The sequence below is a fragment of the Nonomuraea sp. NPDC047897 genome (genome assembly GCF_043204415.1).
Classification (GTDB): Bacteria; Actinomycetota; Actinomycetes; order Streptosporangiales; family Streptosporangiaceae; genus Nonomuraea.
On the sequence record NZ_JBIDCC010000005.1, the window covers coordinates 296,948 to 312,285 of the forward strand.

Annotated in this window: 22 protein-coding genes; 5 read left to right on the forward strand and 17 right to left on the reverse strand. The window is 68.4% G+C overall.

The features are described 5' to 3' along the window. Window positions 1-19 precede the first annotated feature (19 nt). From ACGF0J_RS14175 to ACGF0J_RS14190, 4 genes are all read left to right on the forward strand, one after another. On the forward strand, window positions 20-520 hold the full coding sequence (locus tag ACGF0J_RS14175) for a hypothetical protein (protein ID WP_393145570.1): 501 nt from the start codon (window positions 20-22) through the stop codon (window positions 518-520). Window positions 521-543: 23 nt separating this feature from the next. Next, window positions 544-1,626, forward strand: a complete 1,083-nt coding sequence (locus tag ACGF0J_RS14180; protein ID WP_393145851.1) for an MAB_1171c family putative transporter — start codon at window positions 544-546, stop codon at window positions 1,624-1,626. Next, window positions 1,623-2,180, forward strand: a complete 558-nt coding sequence (locus tag ACGF0J_RS14185; RefSeq protein WP_393145572.1) for a hypothetical protein — start codon at window positions 1,623-1,625, stop codon at window positions 2,178-2,180. The genes ACGF0J_RS14180 and ACGF0J_RS14185 overlap by 4 nt, the downstream gene beginning before the upstream one ends. A gap of 299 nt (window positions 2,181-2,479) precedes the next feature. Beyond that, entirely contained in the window at window positions 2,480-2,713 is a 234-nt protein-coding gene (locus ACGF0J_RS14190; RefSeq protein ID WP_393145574.1) for a hypothetical protein, read from the forward strand. Window positions 2,714-2,790: 77 nt separating this feature from the next. Here ACGF0J_RS14190 and ACGF0J_RS14195 read toward each other — a convergent pair whose 3' ends face one another. The 5 genes from ACGF0J_RS14195 to ACGF0J_RS14215 form a co-directional block, all read right to left on the reverse strand. Next, on the reverse strand, window positions 2,791-3,276 hold the full coding sequence (locus ACGF0J_RS14195; RefSeq protein ID WP_393145577.1) for a GntR family transcriptional regulator: 486 nt from the start codon (window positions 3,274-3,276) through the stop codon (window positions 2,791-2,793). A 159-nt stretch (window positions 3,277-3,435) separates the two neighbouring features. Then, a complete protein-coding gene (locus tag ACGF0J_RS14200) occupies window positions 3,436-3,738 on the reverse strand; it encodes a hypothetical protein (protein ID WP_393145580.1) in 303 nt (100 codons plus the stop codon). Further along, a complete protein-coding gene (locus ACGF0J_RS14205) occupies window positions 3,738-4,442 on the reverse strand; it encodes a hypothetical protein (RefSeq protein WP_393145582.1) in 705 nt (234 codons plus the stop codon). The genes ACGF0J_RS14200 and ACGF0J_RS14205 overlap by 1 nt, the downstream gene beginning before the upstream one ends. A 64-nt stretch (window positions 4,443-4,506) precedes the next feature. Continuing rightward, window positions 4,507-4,767 (reverse strand): hypothetical protein, encoded by a 261-nt coding sequence (locus tag ACGF0J_RS14210; protein WP_393145585.1) that lies wholly within the window; start codon window positions 4,765-4,767, stop codon window positions 4,507-4,509. Between the two features lie 30 nt (window positions 4,768-4,797). Then, the gene (locus ACGF0J_RS14215; RefSeq protein WP_393145588.1) at window positions 4,798-5,175 is read right to left on the reverse strand and encodes a hypothetical protein; all 378 of its coding nucleotides are present in this window, start codon (window positions 5,173-5,175) and stop codon (window positions 4,798-4,800) included. Between the two features lie 255 nt (window positions 5,176-5,430). On the opposite strand from ACGF0J_RS14215, the gene ACGF0J_RS14220 reads away from it, so the two are divergent. Further along, a complete protein-coding gene (locus ACGF0J_RS14220) occupies window positions 5,431-5,928 on the forward strand; it encodes a hypothetical protein (protein WP_393145590.1) in 498 nt (165 codons plus the stop codon). Between the two features lie 107 nt (window positions 5,929-6,035). Here the strand turns inward: ACGF0J_RS14220 and ACGF0J_RS14225 are convergent, their stop codons facing one another. The 12 genes from ACGF0J_RS14225 to ACGF0J_RS14280 all read right to left on the reverse strand — a co-directional run bounded on the left by ACGF0J_RS14225 (window position 6,036) and on the right by ACGF0J_RS14280 (window position 15,327). Next, window positions 6,036-6,554: a YkgJ family cysteine cluster protein gene (locus ACGF0J_RS14225; RefSeq protein WP_393145592.1), complete on the reverse strand. Its 519-nt coding sequence runs from the start codon at window positions 6,552-6,554 to the stop codon at window positions 6,036-6,038. A 71-nt stretch (window positions 6,555-6,625) separates the two neighbouring features. Further along, window positions 6,626-6,904: an HU family DNA-binding protein gene (locus tag ACGF0J_RS14230; protein WP_393145595.1), complete on the reverse strand. Its 279-nt coding sequence runs from the start codon at window positions 6,902-6,904 to the stop codon at window positions 6,626-6,628. Between the two features lie 106 nt (window positions 6,905-7,010). Then, window positions 7,011-7,556 carry a hypothetical protein gene (locus ACGF0J_RS14235; protein ID WP_393145597.1) on the reverse strand — a complete coding sequence of 182 codons (546 nt, stop codon included), beginning with the start codon at window positions 7,554-7,556 and terminating at the stop codon, window positions 7,011-7,013. Window positions 7,557-7,719: 163 nt separating this feature from the next. Next, window positions 7,720-7,968 (reverse strand): hypothetical protein, encoded by a 249-nt coding sequence (locus ACGF0J_RS14240; protein ID WP_393145599.1) that lies wholly within the window; start codon window positions 7,966-7,968, stop codon window positions 7,720-7,722. Between the two features lie 11 nt (window positions 7,969-7,979). Beyond that, the gene (locus ACGF0J_RS14245; RefSeq protein ID WP_393145601.1) at window positions 7,980-8,720 is read right to left on the reverse strand and encodes a hypothetical protein; all 741 of its coding nucleotides are present in this window, start codon (window positions 8,718-8,720) and stop codon (window positions 7,980-7,982) included. Next, window positions 8,720-8,929: a hypothetical protein gene (locus ACGF0J_RS14250; RefSeq protein ID WP_393145603.1), complete on the reverse strand. Its 210-nt coding sequence runs from the start codon at window positions 8,927-8,929 to the stop codon at window positions 8,720-8,722. Before ACGF0J_RS14250 ends, ACGF0J_RS14245 begins: the two co-directional genes overlap by 1 nt. Window positions 8,930-8,944: 15 nt before the next feature. Then, window positions 8,945-9,487: a hypothetical protein gene (locus ACGF0J_RS14255; RefSeq protein ID WP_393145605.1), complete on the reverse strand. Its 543-nt coding sequence runs from the start codon at window positions 9,485-9,487 to the stop codon at window positions 8,945-8,947. A gap of 88 nt (window positions 9,488-9,575) precedes the next feature. Continuing rightward, window positions 9,576-11,495 (reverse strand): DNA cytosine methyltransferase, encoded by a 1,920-nt coding sequence (locus ACGF0J_RS14260; protein ID WP_393145607.1) that lies wholly within the window; start codon window positions 11,493-11,495, stop codon window positions 9,576-9,578. Window positions 11,496-11,506: 11 nt separating this feature from the next. Then, window positions 11,507-12,679 carry a hypothetical protein gene (locus tag ACGF0J_RS14265; RefSeq protein WP_393145609.1) on the reverse strand — a complete coding sequence of 391 codons (1,173 nt, stop codon included), beginning with the start codon at window positions 12,677-12,679 and terminating at the stop codon, window positions 11,507-11,509. Window positions 12,680-12,735: 56 nt separating this feature from the next. Then, window positions 12,736-14,346 carry a DUF3560 domain-containing protein gene (locus tag ACGF0J_RS14270; RefSeq protein WP_393145611.1) on the reverse strand — a complete coding sequence of 537 codons (1,611 nt, stop codon included), beginning with the start codon at window positions 14,344-14,346 and terminating at the stop codon, window positions 12,736-12,738. After that, a complete protein-coding gene (locus ACGF0J_RS14275) occupies window positions 14,343-14,996 on the reverse strand; it encodes a hypothetical protein (RefSeq protein ID WP_393145613.1) in 654 nt (217 codons plus the stop codon). Before ACGF0J_RS14275 ends, ACGF0J_RS14270 begins: the two co-directional genes overlap by 4 nt. A 55-nt stretch (window positions 14,997-15,051) precedes the next feature. Continuing rightward, window positions 15,052-15,327, reverse strand: coding sequence for a hypothetical protein (locus tag ACGF0J_RS14280; RefSeq protein ID WP_393145615.1), 276 nt, complete (start codon window positions 15,325-15,327; stop codon window positions 15,052-15,054). Between the last annotated feature and the right edge of the window lie 11 nt (window positions 15,328-15,338).

The window sequence follows — 15,338 nt, forward strand, 5'->3', positions numbered from 1 at the left end:
CCCGACCGAAGGGGTGCAATTGCCGTCTCCTACGCTGCTGGCCGCCTTATCGGCGGCGCCGATCCCCCACCCGTTCACCCTGGACGAGTTCATCGCCCGGATCCGCGCCGTACGGCAACGCCCCCTTCACATGCACGACCTGCCGGCCGAGGCGGCGACCGCCGTGTCCGGCCTGTGGTTCCGCACCGAGAAGGCCGACCACATCTTCGTCGCGCCCGGCGCGAGCGGGCTGCTGCGCGTCAACATCGTCCTGCACGAGGTGGGCCACATGCTGCTGAATCACGGGGACGTCGGCGGCGATGTCGAGGAGGTGATGCGTCGCCTGATGGGTCCGGCCGTGGCCGCGTTCGAGGCGGCGCACGGGCGGCCCAGCCTCGGGGCGGCGCGCAGCCGGTACGACACCCGCGAGGAACGCGACGCCGAGCAACTGGCGACGCTCATCCTGACGCGTGCGCATGCCCCGCGCGAGGACGGCGACGAGGGCCTGCGCAAGCTCAGCAAGACCTTCGGATACGAGTAGAGGAGACAGCGCGCGTGAGCGTTGTGGACTGGTTAGCCCTGATCCTCCTGTGGGGAGCGTCGATCTCCCGCATCCGACCCGCGCGGCACAGCCACGAACAGCGCATGCTGTGGGGCGCGTTCACAGGCCTGGCCTTGTCCCGAGTGTTCTCAGCGGCCCCGATCGTGGCGTGGATGGACACCACCACCGGCACCGAGTTGGCCACGCTGCTACGACACCTGACCGGGCTGGCGTCCGCCACGTGCCTGCTGGCCTACGTGGAGGCGATCACCCGGCGGCACGGCCGGCCATCGCGGGCCCGCTGGATCTGGCCGACAGCCGCCGTGGTGGTCACGGTCCTGACCGCCATGTTCATGCTGCGGGGCGGCCGCATCTACTGGTTGGACGGCGCGACGTCGCCCCATCCGACCGCCACGGAAGGCCGGATCTACCTCGCGGTGTTCGACGCCTGGTTGATGACCTGCCTGGCCGCGGCCGGGTGGCTGTTCGCCGGCTACATCAGGCTGGCGCCGCCGCTGCTACGCCTCGGGCTGGCGCTGTCCACGCTCGGTATGGTCGCCGGCGTGGTCAACCGGGCGCATGTCATGATCAACAATCTGGCTCACTTGATCGACCCGGCAACGAGCTGGCGAGAAATCCCGGTCCTGCACAAGACGACGTTCTTGATCTGCATCGTCGGCATCACCGCCGGCACGTCCATCCCGGCCTGGCGGGCTGGGGCGGCGCGACTTCGGGACATGGCTGCTCTACGCGAGCTCCGGCCTCTGTGGGCCGGGCTGACTGGCCAGTACCCGGATGTGGCACTCCCCATGGAGGGCACGCTGAGGGAGCGCCTGGTGCGGCGGGTGCTGGAGATCCGCGACGGCATGCTCACTTTGACCACGATCAGCGAGCCGCCAAGGAGCGAGGATCCCGGTGAGGTGGCCCAGTGGGTCGCCGACGCCCTACAAGCTGCCCGCGCCGGGCGGGCGCCCGGCATTCCGTCCGGGACCATCCCGGGCCCTGATTTCGCAGGCGACATCGAGAAGGAGACACAGTGGTTGCGTCAGGTCGCGGCACAGTTCCGGCAGCTAAGCGGCAGGAGAGCCGTATCGCTCGGCTCGTGACGGACCTGTTCGCGCCGATGTGGATCGTGATGAGTCTGCCCCTGGCGGTGGGCACGGTCACGTCGGGGTGGGCCGGCTTCGGGTGGGGTGTGCTCGCCGCGGCGTTGTGCGGCGGCATCCCGGCGGTCATCATCTTTGGCGGGGTGCGGAAGGGCTGGTTCGGGGATTGGCACATTGGCGAGCGCAGTCAGCGGCCGAAGCTGGTCGCCGTCATTGTTGCCCTGGTCGTCATCGCGGTCGGCTTGCTCGTGGCGTTCGACGCCCCGCGGGTGATGGTGGCGTGCGTGGTCATCATGCTGGCCACGCTCGCCGTGGTAGGCCCGATCACCATGCGCTGGAAGATCTCGTTTCACACCGCCGTGGCTGCCGGGTCGGTCGTGATGCTCGCATGGGTGCTCCCCTGGCCGGGCGTGGTGCTCGGGGCCGGCGGCGCGCTGGTGGCGTTGATCGGCTGGGCGAGGGTCGTAATCCGCGACCACACCGCAGCGCAGACGGCGGCTGGGGCGATGGCAGGCGCGGTCGCCACCTGGGCGACGCTCGCTGTCTTGGTGTAGCGGTCCGAGTGGCGTCAGCGGTCAAGGCAGGCGGTAAAGCTGGGCACTGCTCATGTTTCCGCTGAGTTGACTGCCCGCAATTGCTGTCAGGAAAGCGACATGTCATCAAGATGGTGGCTGAAACTGTAGACAGGACGGCCGAAAGCGACTTTTATGGTCAGGGCTTTCGGCATGACATCCCGCGCTGACAGATATGCGCTCGCCACAGTTCATCCGCAACACCAAAGTTGCCTGTGCGGGAGGTACCGGCGCCGAACTGGACCGATCAAGATATGGGGGCTTGGAGCATGACACGGGCGATGGTGGCTATCACGCTGGTTTTCGTCGCGGGAACGGCGGCGTTTGCAGCGTCCCTGGTCCACATCATCACGTCCGCCGAACTCAATGCTGTGGGCGTCGCCGTCATGGTGGCGGCGGGGTTGGCTGTCGCTGCCAGCGCGCTCGCGGCTGTACGGCGAAGCCCGGCTCTGGAGTTGGCGTCACCCGCCGAGGTTTACGCGATGGGTTGCGGATACGAGCGCGTCGAGCGCTGAGAAAACATGGAGCCGGACAGGCCATAACCTGCCCGGCTCCATGTCCGTAATTGCTCGAGCGAATACAGAATTACAGGTCAAGGGATATCCGGCCATTTATCGGGGGCCGCGACGAACGTGCCGATCGCGGGCACCGTGTACACCCAGCCCTGCTCGCGTAGCAGAGCGAGTGCCGAGCGGACGGTCATCTTGGCCACGTCGTACTGCTGCATCATCTCCGACTCGGATGGCAGCACTTCGTCGGTCTTGTAGCGGCCCTGCTTGATGTCCTCGGCCACCGCTGCGGCGACCTGCTCGAACGGCCACGGCGGCCGGATCCTTGGGGCGTCCGGTGGGCCGACGTAGGAACCTTCGGGACGGAGGGTGTAGATGACGCCCTCCTCGCGCAAGGCGGCGAGTGCCTTGCGCACGGTGAGCCGCGACGCCCCGTGGGCCTCGCCGAGCTGCGCTTCCGTGGGGAGCGCCTGGCCGGGCTTGAGCCGGCCGTCGGCGATGTCTTCCTTGATGGCGTTGATGATCATCTGGTAGATCGGCACCGGCCCGCGGGGCCCTCGTCTTGCCATGACCGAAGCATACATCTCAGATACCTTCACAAACGTTCAATGAACCAATAGATCACCCGGACGGGGTAGCCCCAAAAGCGCAGGAAGCCCCGGCGCCAGCAGCACCGGGGCTTCCACGCGGAATGTGCAGATCCGCACGCCCAGCCTACGCCGCGCAGATCACAGGTCCTCGCCACCTTCGACCGGCACCGGCCCGTCCAGCGGCGCGCCGCAGTCGGCGCGCAACCGGTACTCGTCGAGGAGGCCGTCGAGGGTGGACCAGCTCTCGCTGGCTTCGTCGTGCTCGTCACGCTTCGCCTTGATCCACGACTCCACCGCGTCGCCGCGCATGGCCGCGCGCTGGATGTGCGGGGCGAGGATGTTCAGATACCAGGCGGCTTCACCTTCGCGGGTGCAGGCCGAGCACTCGGGGTTCTCAACCTCGCCCGGCTGCCGCTGCTCTGGGCGCAGCTTGCGGGCCATCACCGGCTGCCCCGGATGGCGTCGTAGACGTCGCGGACGAGCCGGGCGTCGCCGAGCGCGGTGTGCTTGGTGGCCGGGTCCTGGGTGACGTCCACGATCTCCCATGACGGGCTGGTGGCCGCCCCTTCGAGCCAGTCGGCGACGTAGGGGATGATGTCCTCTCGGAACGCCTCGTCGATGCTCTGGGCCATGGACAGGCGGCCGTCGATGAAGCCGATCAGCAGGTCCCGGACGTTCAGCATCCAGTGGTGGGCGGTGAGGATCTGCCCGTGCGCCCTCAGGAACTTGGCAAGGAACTTCCGGTCGTGGGTGGGGTTGTTCGCCACGACCGTCGCGCCGTCCAGGTGGCGGGCCAGCTGCTCCGCGATGTAGGTGCTGCGCTCGTCCCTGTAGAAGTCGCCCAGCGTCAGGGGGTTGCCGGTGTAGGCCCTCATCCAGCCGGAGCCGGGCTCGCCGGTGCCGGGGTAGAGCCTCTTGCCCCAGCCCATGTTCGCGGACGTGACGCGGGACCGCTCGTAGTACCGGCCGATCTGCACGGAGGCCGGGCTGGCGTTGGTCAGGTCAGGCCGGACCTGCCACCAGTACTCGACATCGCCCAGGAGCGGCTGGCGCAGGTCGCGCAGAATGAGGGCGATCTCCCACATGTCGCCGGTGCATTCGTCGAGGTCGGTCGTTTCGGTGTCGAGGATGGCGAGCTTTTTCACGGTTTCTCCCAGGTTAGGTTGGGTCGCCCTCCGGGCGGGCAGGGGTTGGATTGCGGTACCGCTATCAGCGCGCGGCGCTGCCAATGTTGTCGGCCATCGCCACCTTGACGAGGACGAGCAGCGCGGGCCGGCAGTCCTCGGGCAGGTGCCCGAACGAGGCCAGGTGGTCGATGTGGCCGTGCTCGTCGATCCAGTCGAGCACTTCGTCAGGCGTCCAGACGAGGTGGATGGCCTGGCACTGCGTGACAAGGTCGCGCAGGGACATCATTCCCTCGCCGTAGGGGTTGAGGAGCGGGGCGTCGAATACGGAGAGCAGGTTGCTCATATGCGGGCCTTTCAGGGTGAGGGGGGCTGGTCAGCGGTAGTAGCCGGGGCCTTTGTCGCCGCCGTGGGTGCGGACGATGTGCTCTTCGTCGGCGGTGAGCGCGTGGGCGGGCAGTGTTTCGACGCCCTCGCGTCGGGCCTTCCAGATGCGGTGCCAGCCGTCGATGGGGATGTTGCCGACGTCCGCGAATGGGGCGAGGATCAGGGGCTTGGCCAGGTCTACGGTGGCGGCGTAGTCCTCGTTGACGTGAACCAGCCAGAGCAGCGCGGCGACTTTCCCGACCCGGATGTAGTCGGGTTCGCGTCCTTCGACGATGCGCTCGGCGGCAGTGATGTTCCAGGCGTAGGGGCCGAAGTGGAACACCTCGTGTGTGCGTGGGGCCTGCTCGGCTGGCTGGGGTGTGGGCATGGGCTCCCTTCCGGGTGGCGTGGTGTTGTCCGCTGGCTTGCTGATAGCGGTTTCGCTATCAGATGTCGTATTGATCTTGTTCTACGTTCGAATCACCTCCGATAATAGCATTTACTAGACCGATATATAGCATGTAGAGGTGGGTAATAACTATCGCCGTATCGATCATCTATGCTGTCCTGCGACGCGACAAGACGTCGGAAACCTCGTAGCGTTGGAAGCCACGCCACACCACCACCAGGAAGCCACGCCGCCATGCCAGACAGCCCCAGGCCGCCACAGCCCGCCTTCCTTGAGCCCGACGCCGCGACAGCACAGCAACCGACAGCGCAACCGCAATCAGCGCGCACCGCGCCGCGCCGCATCCGCAAGCCGAAGTGGACCCAGCTCCGCCCCACCGTCGCCCGCCTGTACACCGACATCGACGAACGGCTCACCACCGCGCTGGAAGCCACCGGCATGGGTCCGCAGGAGACGTTCGAGCTGGCCATCAACACCTACTGCGACGCGCTGCAGCCACCCATCCCGCCCGAGATGCCGCAAGACGCGGACCTCAAGATTCCGCGCGACCCCAACCAGCCGCCGCCCGGCACGCCGGCCGATCGGCCTACCGCGCCGGCAACCGTCGTACGGCTCAAGAGCAACACCCGCGCTCGGCTCGTTGCCGCGTGCCACCAGGAGCAGATGGGCGGCAAGGCCCTCATCAACGACGCCCTGGAGGCGTACCTGGACGAGCTGGATCTGGAGCGGTAGCCCGGCCAGCCGAAGCGACAAGGCCGCCGCCACAGGTCATGGCGACGGCTGTGGTGTTGGCGGTGACGGGGCGCGAGCCGTCCCCCGATCAGCTCGCGCCCCGCGTCTCACCCGCGCGGACCCGGCTTCCTCACCGGCCGGACGGCGCGGTTGTTCTGCACGTACTCGCGGACGGTGCGCCGGAACGTCGGGTCGTTGAACCGCTGCTTGAGACGGCCCATCTGCTCGGCAGTGAGCGCATCCGCCTTCCCCACGTCGAGGGAGTGCGCGAGCAGCGCGTGCCCTTCGGCGTCCGTCAGCAGGTCACCCTCAGCGGGGCGGCAGCCGTACGCGCACGGCATCGTCTCAGTGGCCCCCCACAGCCTGCACAGCATGGGTCGGACATCGTACACGCTGCACCGGTTGTCCTTGTCGAGCGCCGGGCAGGTGTAGTCACCAGTCTCGCCCAGCTCGGCCAAGGCGTCCCGACGATGCGGGATCTTCACCCCGCGTTCCCGTATGCGCTGGTGCTCACGCGGGTTCATCCCGATGGGGCCGCACGCTTGGTGGCACAGGCCCTTGCAGCCCACGTCGGGGACCTCGGCGTACAGCCCGTCGAGGGCGGCGTCCATATCGGATCGTTTCAATGTGGCGTTTCCTCCGGAAGGGGGTGTCGGCGGCCCCGCGCCCCCGCAGCGGGACCGCCGACGAGCTGGGGCTAGTTGTTGACGGCGTCCTTGGCGCGCTTGCCGGGCCGGAACCGCATGCCCCACTTGCCGGGCACGTTGACCGACGCCCCGGTGTTCGGGTCCCGGGCCACGCGGGCCTTGTGGTAGACGCGGTCGAAGACGCCGAGACCGCCGATGCGGACCTCTTCTCCGCTGGCGACGGTCTTGACGATGATGTCGATGAACGCCTCGACGGCCCGCTCAGCGGCCGCCCTGGTGGGAGCGCCGGTGCGCGCGCCCCATTCCTCGATCACATGTGCCTTGTTCATGCGGTACTCCCCGATGTGCCGATTGTTGACACAGAACAGTAGTGCACGCAGCAGACGCGTATGATACGTCAAATGCGTCATTGGTGGACGGGGAGAGGGCATCCTTCTACATAGCCGGGTGCTGCACGGCGGCCAAGCGCATGGCAGCATGTACGAAATGTCGATGCAGACCATCTACAGCTTCGACGTAGCGATTGACGGCCGACACTGCCTCCGCGAGCTGGAGTACTGTGGCGTTATGCGCGTGGAGGCGGCGATCAAGCTCTCCCCTCGCGCCCAGCGGCGAACTGCGCGAGTTGAGCCAGTCCATCTGGTCACGCACCCCTTGGAGGCCGAGCGGGATGTCGCACTCCGCAACCAACACCGCGGCCCGGAGAGTCTCGTTTGGCGAGATGCACCCTTCCTTGACGGCGATCAGATAGAGAACCGCCATGTCGCGCCGCAGGTCGTACGCGTAGTCGTACACTAGTTGAACTGCCTGGACGACCCGTTTGTCCGGCTCGGTGTAGTAGCGCTCGTTGTTGCCCCTGACCTTGAGGCTCAATTCGAGCGTGGCCCTGAGCTCTTTTTCCCACTCCGCGCTTATGCGGAGCGCGTGCGCGATCGTGGCAACGAGCGCCGCGCCTGAGATGGGGAAGGGGTCAAGGGGCACTGATTCTCCTCTGCTTTTGAGGGCTCCCAGACCGCGCGGCGAGGGTGCCGGTCGACATCCGCGCAGGTAGAGGCAGTTATCGGCCACCACGAAGAGCGCTAAACGCCCGCCACGTAGATTTTCTACATATACCCTTCGGGTCATGGCGAATACTTTCCTGCGATCAGGGCGTTGGCCCGCTCGTACGCCTCCTCGATGGGATGCCGTAGTTCTGCGCGACGATGAGGTCTACCAGGTCGTTGACGGCGCGGGCGGCGTTCCACGCGGAGACGACCCGCACGGCCTGGTCCCAGTCGGTGGAGGCGACGAGCTCAGCGAAGCCGATCTCGTTGACGGCCATGTCGGTGGCGTCCTGCAGCAGGGCGCGCCTGCACTGGTCGAGCGGTTCGCGGCAGTGGAAGCACGTAACCATCAGGGGTCCTTTCAGATCAGGGCGAGTTGTTCCAGCTCGGGGGCAGGGGCGGGCGGGGGGACCTCCAGGGGCCGGGTCCCCCCGAGCTGGTAGCGGCCGTCGTACGGGTCGCTGGTGAGGGCCTGCACGTCCACGAGGGACGGCGCATCCTCCAGCAGGTGCCATCTCCAGCCGAGGACGGCCGGGAGGTGCGCATCGGGGCCGTTGGTGAGGAGCGTCCCGTCCGCCGAGTCGGCGTCCATGACGCGGGCGGCGTAGCGCAGCCGTTTCAGCGAGTTGACCCGCCCGACGTGCACCCACAGCCCGGCCGCGGCCGCGGTCCGCGCGAGCACGGCGGCCGCCGGCGACAGCTTCCAGGCGGTCGAGCCGCCGACGAACAGGCAGTCGAAGTCGTCCCAGTCCCACCAGTTGCAGAACTCCATGTAGTCCTGGGCAACCAGCGCGACCGGATAGCCCATCTCCCGGATGCGCTGCAGAAACGGGTACGACCGGTTGATGGTCGCGAAGGCGTTGCCGACGACGTCGGGCGCGGTCGCGAACAGGCACCGGCCGGCGAACTCCGCGCGTTCCTCCAGCCAGCGCATGTACGCCTCATCACCGACGTACGAGCTGCCGAAGATCCCGGAGTCGGCGGCCCACCACCCCTCCTCCGGGACGCGGTTCCCGGAGGAGGGGGTGACGATGGCGCCGAGCCGGCCGCCGTGGATGTGCTCGCGAATCCGTGCGGTGCTGGGCGGCGCGAGGTACAGCATCAGCAAGCCGCCGCGGCGAACAGCGCGCGCTGTTTCGCCTTCCGGCGGCGGGTGATGAGTCCGGCTTCGTACCGGCGGCGCAGCTCGGCGAGCGTGAGCGGCCGTTTCACGCCGCGCACGGTCTCGGTCAGGATCGCCACGTCCTTGCCGTGCTGCTCCCGGAACCTATGCTCCTGGCGCTCGGCCTCGGCGTACCGCTCGGGGAACATCACCAGCGTGAGCAGTCACTGCTCCCGGCCGGCCCGGACGCACACCCCGCCGCAGTTGTTGTGCTCGTAGCCGAGTTCGTACAGCTCAGGCACGCGGATGTCGAGCGCGCGGCATTCGTCGAGCATGCGGTCCTTGTCCCAGTGCGGCTCGTCGTCCATCGGGAACTCGACCCGCCACGGCGACCAGCCCTTGACCACGCCGGGAATGCGGCGCCGCTCGGCGTGGTCGATGCCGACGTACACGATCGTGTCCGCCGGATCGCAGTTGGCTTCCAGCCACTTGCGGCACGGGATCTGCTTGAGCCGCTTGGTGCATGGCGCGAGGCGGGAGTTGCCCAGGAAGTGCTCATCGAAGAACACCTCGAACGGGGTCCGCCCGTCCGCGACGACGACGGGCGTAACGCCGAGGTGGGCGCTGGCGTCGTCCATGAACCGGTACAGGTCCGGGTCTTCTACCTGGGTGTCGGCGAACAGCAGCACGAGGTCGTCCGTACCGTGCTCGTCCTTGACTCGCTTGGCGGCCCAGAACGAGCCGATGCCGCCGCTCATCTGGATCACATGGCGGATGGCGATGACGGTCTCCTTCGGTGGTGGGGATGGGGTGGGGCCCCGCCCGCACAGGGCGAGGCTGATTGCGTAACCGCTATCAGGCAGCAAGGTCGTAGGCGAAGCGGTCCAGCTCGATCCCGAGAATCGCCTCCACAACCGCGCAGGTCAGGATCTCCGCCATGGGCGGCGGGACCGCGTTGCCGATCAGCTTCACCTTGTCGCGCGAGGAGTCGGCGACGAACTCGTAATGGTCGGGGAACGACTGCGCCCGCCGGAGCTCGTGAATCCGGAGCATCCGGAACAGGATGGACGACACGTCGATCTGGCCGTCCGAGGTGAGCAGCGCCCACCGGTCACGGGTCGGCAGCGTCCCCACCGGCTCGTTCACGCCCTGCGTGCGCCCGTTGCCGTAGTACGCCATCAGCAGCGCCTCCGGCATGGGCAGGCCGGGCGGAGCGGTGATGAGCGACTGGTGCCCGGTCGTGGTGACCGTGCGCATGTGCTCGCTGGTCGGCGTGACGTGCTCCCGCCCGTCGCCCTTGGAGCCGTTGTTGCGCATGAGGAGCGAGGGCGGCGGTGTCCACCCGGGCGGGACGCCGAGCCCGTGATGGAAGCCGCCGGCCGTGACCGCGTGCGCGGGGTCCGTGAACGCAGGCCTCGACTTAAACTCATCACCGCCGCCACGGAACGGGAACACCAGCGGCAGCATCCCGTCCTTCATGTCCGGGTCGGTGGCCAACGCGCCGTTCGCGCCGTCCGAGACGAGGGTGGCCAGCGGGTCCTTGGTCGGGTTCGTGTTCCTGGCCCGGTCCGACCGCAGCAGCGTCATGAACGCCGGGAACGCCCCCGGCTGAGCGTCCGGGGGGAAGGCGACGCCGTCCTCGTTCCGGGTGGTGCTGGTCCGCTTCAGAAGGGAGACCGGCCGCGCTACCTTGCCGTCGCGGCCTTCGCACGGCACGACGAGCGCGTTCGCCTCGCGCGTCGTGAGCGCGGGGATCGGCTCGTCCACTCCCCTGGGCCCGTCGTTCCACGTGCCGCCCGCGGGCGTGATGAACGGCTTGATCCAGTGCTCCTCAACGCCGGCGCGGATACGGGCGATCGTCTTGGGCGCCAGGCCCTCGGGCTTCTTCTTCGTCTTCTTCCGGGACCCGATCGGCGTGCCGAGGTCGGTCCAGTCGATCGTGTACGCGGCGGGAAGCACCGGCGGTTCGATGATCTGGTTCTGGCAGGCCACCTCGGGGCACACCCACACGTACTGGCCGTTCTTGATGCCGTAGACGCCCATGGCCACGCCGCGGCGCTTCCACGCCCTGACCGCCTGCACCCATGCTTCGTGGCGGGGGCAGAAGGCGTACGGGTCGAACCACTTGCGGTAGTTCGGCAGCCGCCCGACGCTCTCGTGGATGGCCGAGACGAGCATCCGGTCACGGGACTGCGGGGTCGGCAGCGTGGTCCGGCCCTGCACGTGCGCGGCGTTGACGGCGTGGATCTGGATGATGTAGCCGAGCTTCCGCAGCTCCCGGATCCACCGGTCCCAGTGCGCCCACAGCCGCGCCTGGACGACGTTCTCGACGCCGAACCCGAGCACTGGCTTGCCGTGCTTCTCCTGGCAGTGCCGCAGGTAGGTGACGACCTCCTCCATCAAGGCGCGGCTTCTGATGCGGGTCTTCTGGTGCTCGGTCAGGTCGTCCAGGTCGTCGGCCCACAGGGCCATCTGGTTTTCCTTGTCGAAGTACCTGACCTCGCCCGATGCCGTGCTGAACGCCGGACAGGCCGGGCTCGCCCAGAAGAACGAGGCGTACGGGAACTTCTCGATGGCGTCGGCTGCCTGGACGTCGCCGAGCCAGAAGTCCACGTGAGGATGGTTCTGGACGTACGTCCACTTCGCGGGCTTCGCATGGTTGGCGGCGAACTTCAGCTTCGTGCCGGGCACGGCGGCGATGCCGGTTCCGGAGCCGCCGCCGCCGGCGAACATCTCGACAACGTCGATGTCGTCGGGGAAAAGCCTGTTCAGCATGTGAGGGTTCCTTAGAAGTCGAATGTGAGCTGGGCGGGACCGTTCAGGCCGGCCAGCCACGCCTTCTCGAAGGTCTTGAAGGTCTTGTCGTGCGCCAGCGCGGGCGCGACGACCAGGGCGTGCTCGACGCACGGGTAGTAGAGGTTCCGGGTGCGCAGCCACACCCGGTGGTGGCGGCCGTCCGTCTCGACCTGGCGGCCGAGCAGGTGGGCGGCCCGGTACAGGTGGGTGAACGCTTCAGCGCGTGTGCCCTCGACCAGCAGCTCCAGCGACCGGTACGTCTGGCCGCGCGCCATCTGGTCGCCGGGCTTGGCCGCCATCGCGCGGCGCACGTCGTAGACAGCCCACGGCAGGTTGCTGAGACGCCGCTCGAACATGTCCAGCAGCGGCCCGCTGCCGGGCGTCGAAGCGATCAAGTCGTACAGCTGCTCGCCTGCGAGGAGCCCTTGCCGGGGGTTCACCGCGACCGCCAGGTGCTCCATCGTCAGGCCGAGCAGCGCTTCATAGGGGTTGGCCAGGTAGCGCGGAATGGTCCGGTCACGGCCTTCTGCCAGGGAAAACGCGTATGGACACTGCACGCAGGCGCTCTTGGGCCAGACCACGCCGAGCCGGTCGAGGACGTACTGCTCGCAGGTGGCGCGGTCCCAGCCCCACTCGATCAGCGGGTACGACGGGATCCGGTTCGGCAGGCCGAGCGGCATGTCCTTCAACATGCGCTTGACCTCACCAGCCTCGAACCCGACGACGTGCACGAACTCCTCGTCGCCGACGATCTCCGCGATGGCCTGGTCGAGGACCCAGCCCTTAAATTTCAGCGAGCATTTGCGCACTCCTCCGGACTGAGGGACGGTCGCCACCTGCAGCAGCTCGTCCGACAGCCGGTACGCGCCCGGCGCCGACGACAGGCACAGGATGGGGTGCGTGGTGTCGTCGAGGGTGACGATGCCGTCTTTCTGGCGGCGGCCGGCTCGGGCCACCTGCACGGTGCGGACGCCGTGGCGGGCGAGCAGCGGGTATATATGCTGCTCGACGAGATAGGCGGTCTCGACCCATTCGTCTCCGGTCTGCGCGGTGACGACTACGAGGTCGCGTAGGTCGAACCAGCGTGAGCAGGGCTCGGTGAGCCAGCGCAGCAGGATCGCCGTGGAGTCGAGGCCCATCCCGTACGAGAAAACGATCTTCATGGGGCCTCCGGGGAAGGCCCCCGCCCGGACGGGGCGGGGGCGCGCACGATCGGCGGCTACGCCTCGGCGGGAATGACCACGACGACCGTGTTGGCGTCGGTCGCCGGGGCGAACGAGCCGGCGGGCAGCGGCTCGAACTCGCCGCCGCGTTCCTCCACCAGCGCGCGGAACCGCTCAGCCGCCTTGGACTGCTGGAAGATCACCCCCGCGCCCATCACCGCGACGAGCCGGCCGCCGGGCTTGAAGAACTGCAGGGCGTGGGTGACGTGCAGGATGTCCTTGCCGCCGGAGAACGGCGGGTTCATCACGATCCGGTCGTACGCCTCCTGCTCCACCCGGCCGGTGATGTCGAGGAAGTCCCGGCGGCGCAAGCAGTTCACGCCGGGCACACGCTCGATGAGGACGTTGGCCAGGTTGCGGTCAATCTCGACGCAGTCCACGACCCCGCCCCGCTCGACGGCCGCCAGCGCGATATTCCCCGTCCCAGCAGACGGCTCGAGCACGGCCATGCCGGGCCGGATGTCGGCCAGCTCCATCAGCCGGTCCACCACGACGGGCGGGGACACGAACGCCTCCCGCCCAGCGCCCACCTGCATGTTGCTGGCGGTCTGCGCGGCCGCGCGCAGCTGCGCGGTGTCGAGCTTGGGCACATCGACCTTCGGCGCCGCCGGCCGGGCGCGGACGGGCTCTCTGGGCGCGATGACCGCGGGCTCGTCGCCGTGCGGGCACTCGACGCCCCTGATGTCGGTGAACTTCACCTTGTCGGGCCAGGAGTAGCCGGACTCCACCGACACGGTGACCCGGTTGACCTTGACCACGGTCCTCCGCCTCAGCCCCCAGTAGGCGACCGTGTCGCCGACGTGCACGTTATGCGGGCCGTAGGTGACGTGAGTTCCCTCGGCTTCGGCTGCGGCCACCTGCTCCCCGTCGTAGGCGAGCTGGTTCTCAAGCTGGGTCTTGCGGGCCAGCAGCTGCTCGCGATAGTGGCCGGTCGCGGGCTTGTGCTCCTCGATGTAGTACGGCCTGCCCTGGTGGTCGAGGTGCCGCCGGGTGTAGCCGTCCAGCGCCTTTTGGATCTTCCGCAGCTCCGACTCGGCGGTCTTGATACGGCGGGCGGTGACGCGCGGCCGCGCGGAGTAGGCGGCCTGGCGTCCGACCGCGTTGGCACGGCGGGCCGTCTCCTGCGCCGCCTTGTCCTCCTCGATGCTCTTGCGCATGGCGGACTCCATGCGCTTCTGGTCGCGCCGCGCGCCCCGCTCAGAGTGGTGGCCGACGAGGATGGGCTGCCCGCCCGCGAACCGCTCCGAAAGCTGGTGAGCGCGCTCGGCGTGCGCGGCCGATTCGCCGGCGCGGCGTGCCGCCTTCGCCGCGAGCGCGTCCCGCCGGTCCTCCAGCCGGTCGGCCTTGTCGGCGAGGACCTGGGCGCGGTCGCGCGGGGTGTCGTCAATCTCGACGGTGACCTCGAACCCGGCCGCACGCAGCGCCTCGGCCGCGCCGTTGATCTTCCAGCGCTGGGCGACCTGGTCGCGGGACTGGCGGATGCCGATCATCCGGATCGAGCGGAAGAAGTGGAAGCCGTGCTTGCGGAGGATCTCCCACGCGCCGTCGCCCTTGACCGTGCCGGTGACCAGGGTGCCCTCTTCGTGGGTGTGGCTGATGGTGATCACAGGTCGGCCTCGCCCTCGTCCTCGGCGTCCAGGAGCTGGGCCTGCATCAGCTCGACGACGAGCTCTCGGGGCGGTCTGCCGCCGGGCCGGGGCGCGAACACCGCGCAGTCCGGCGGGCACTGCGTGGTCCGGTCGTCCTCACCGGCCGGGGTGGTGCCGCAGTGCGGGCACGTCACCACCGGCCGGGTCTGGACGACGTCGAACGTGCCCTTCTTCACGTAGAAGCGAGGACCGCGCCGGCTGGACTGCCACCCCTCCTCGGCCTCCTTCTTCTCCTCGGCCTTCTCCTCGTCGGACTTCTTCCGGCCGATGTGGCGCCACGTGCCGAGAGACTTCTCCCCCTCGGCCACACAGCGGCCCTGGGCCAGCCAGTAGTCGAAGCCGCCGCAGTGGGTCAGCGGGCGGCGCTGCGCAGCCAGCAGCGCGACGTTCTGCAGCGAGTAGCCGGGGTCGTCGCTGGCGGGGTCCTCCTTCCAGCCGACGCTCGCGGCGATCGAGCGGAACTGCTCCAGCTCGGCCGGGTCGGACAGGCACAACACCGCGTAGGCGTGCAGCGCCTCCCGCGCCGCGGTGCGGCTGGCGGTGGCGCGGTCCTTCATGGCCTGCGTGACGCGGCGGCCCTTGCGGGGCTTCTTCGTGGTGGTCGCCATGGTGGCGTTCTCCTTCTGCGGCGAGTGGCGTTGATTGCGGTTGCGCTATCAGCGGCTAGGAGTGGACGATCTCGTAACCGTCTGGGAGTGACACCCGGCGGGCGCACTGCTGACACTCGAAGCCGTCACTCTCGAAGCTGTAGTCGCCGAGGTGCGCGATGATCGCGCCGTCCTCGGAGACGCACAGCTCGTTGTCCCGGGTCGCGACGTCCAGCTCGATGATCTGGTCGGTGGCGCTGCAGTCGGGGTATGGGCAGACGAGCTTGCCGTCCTCGATGAGCACGGTCGGCTCGTCGTCCTCGTCCTGGTCGTTGGGCAGTTCGTCGTTCATCCCCGGCAGGG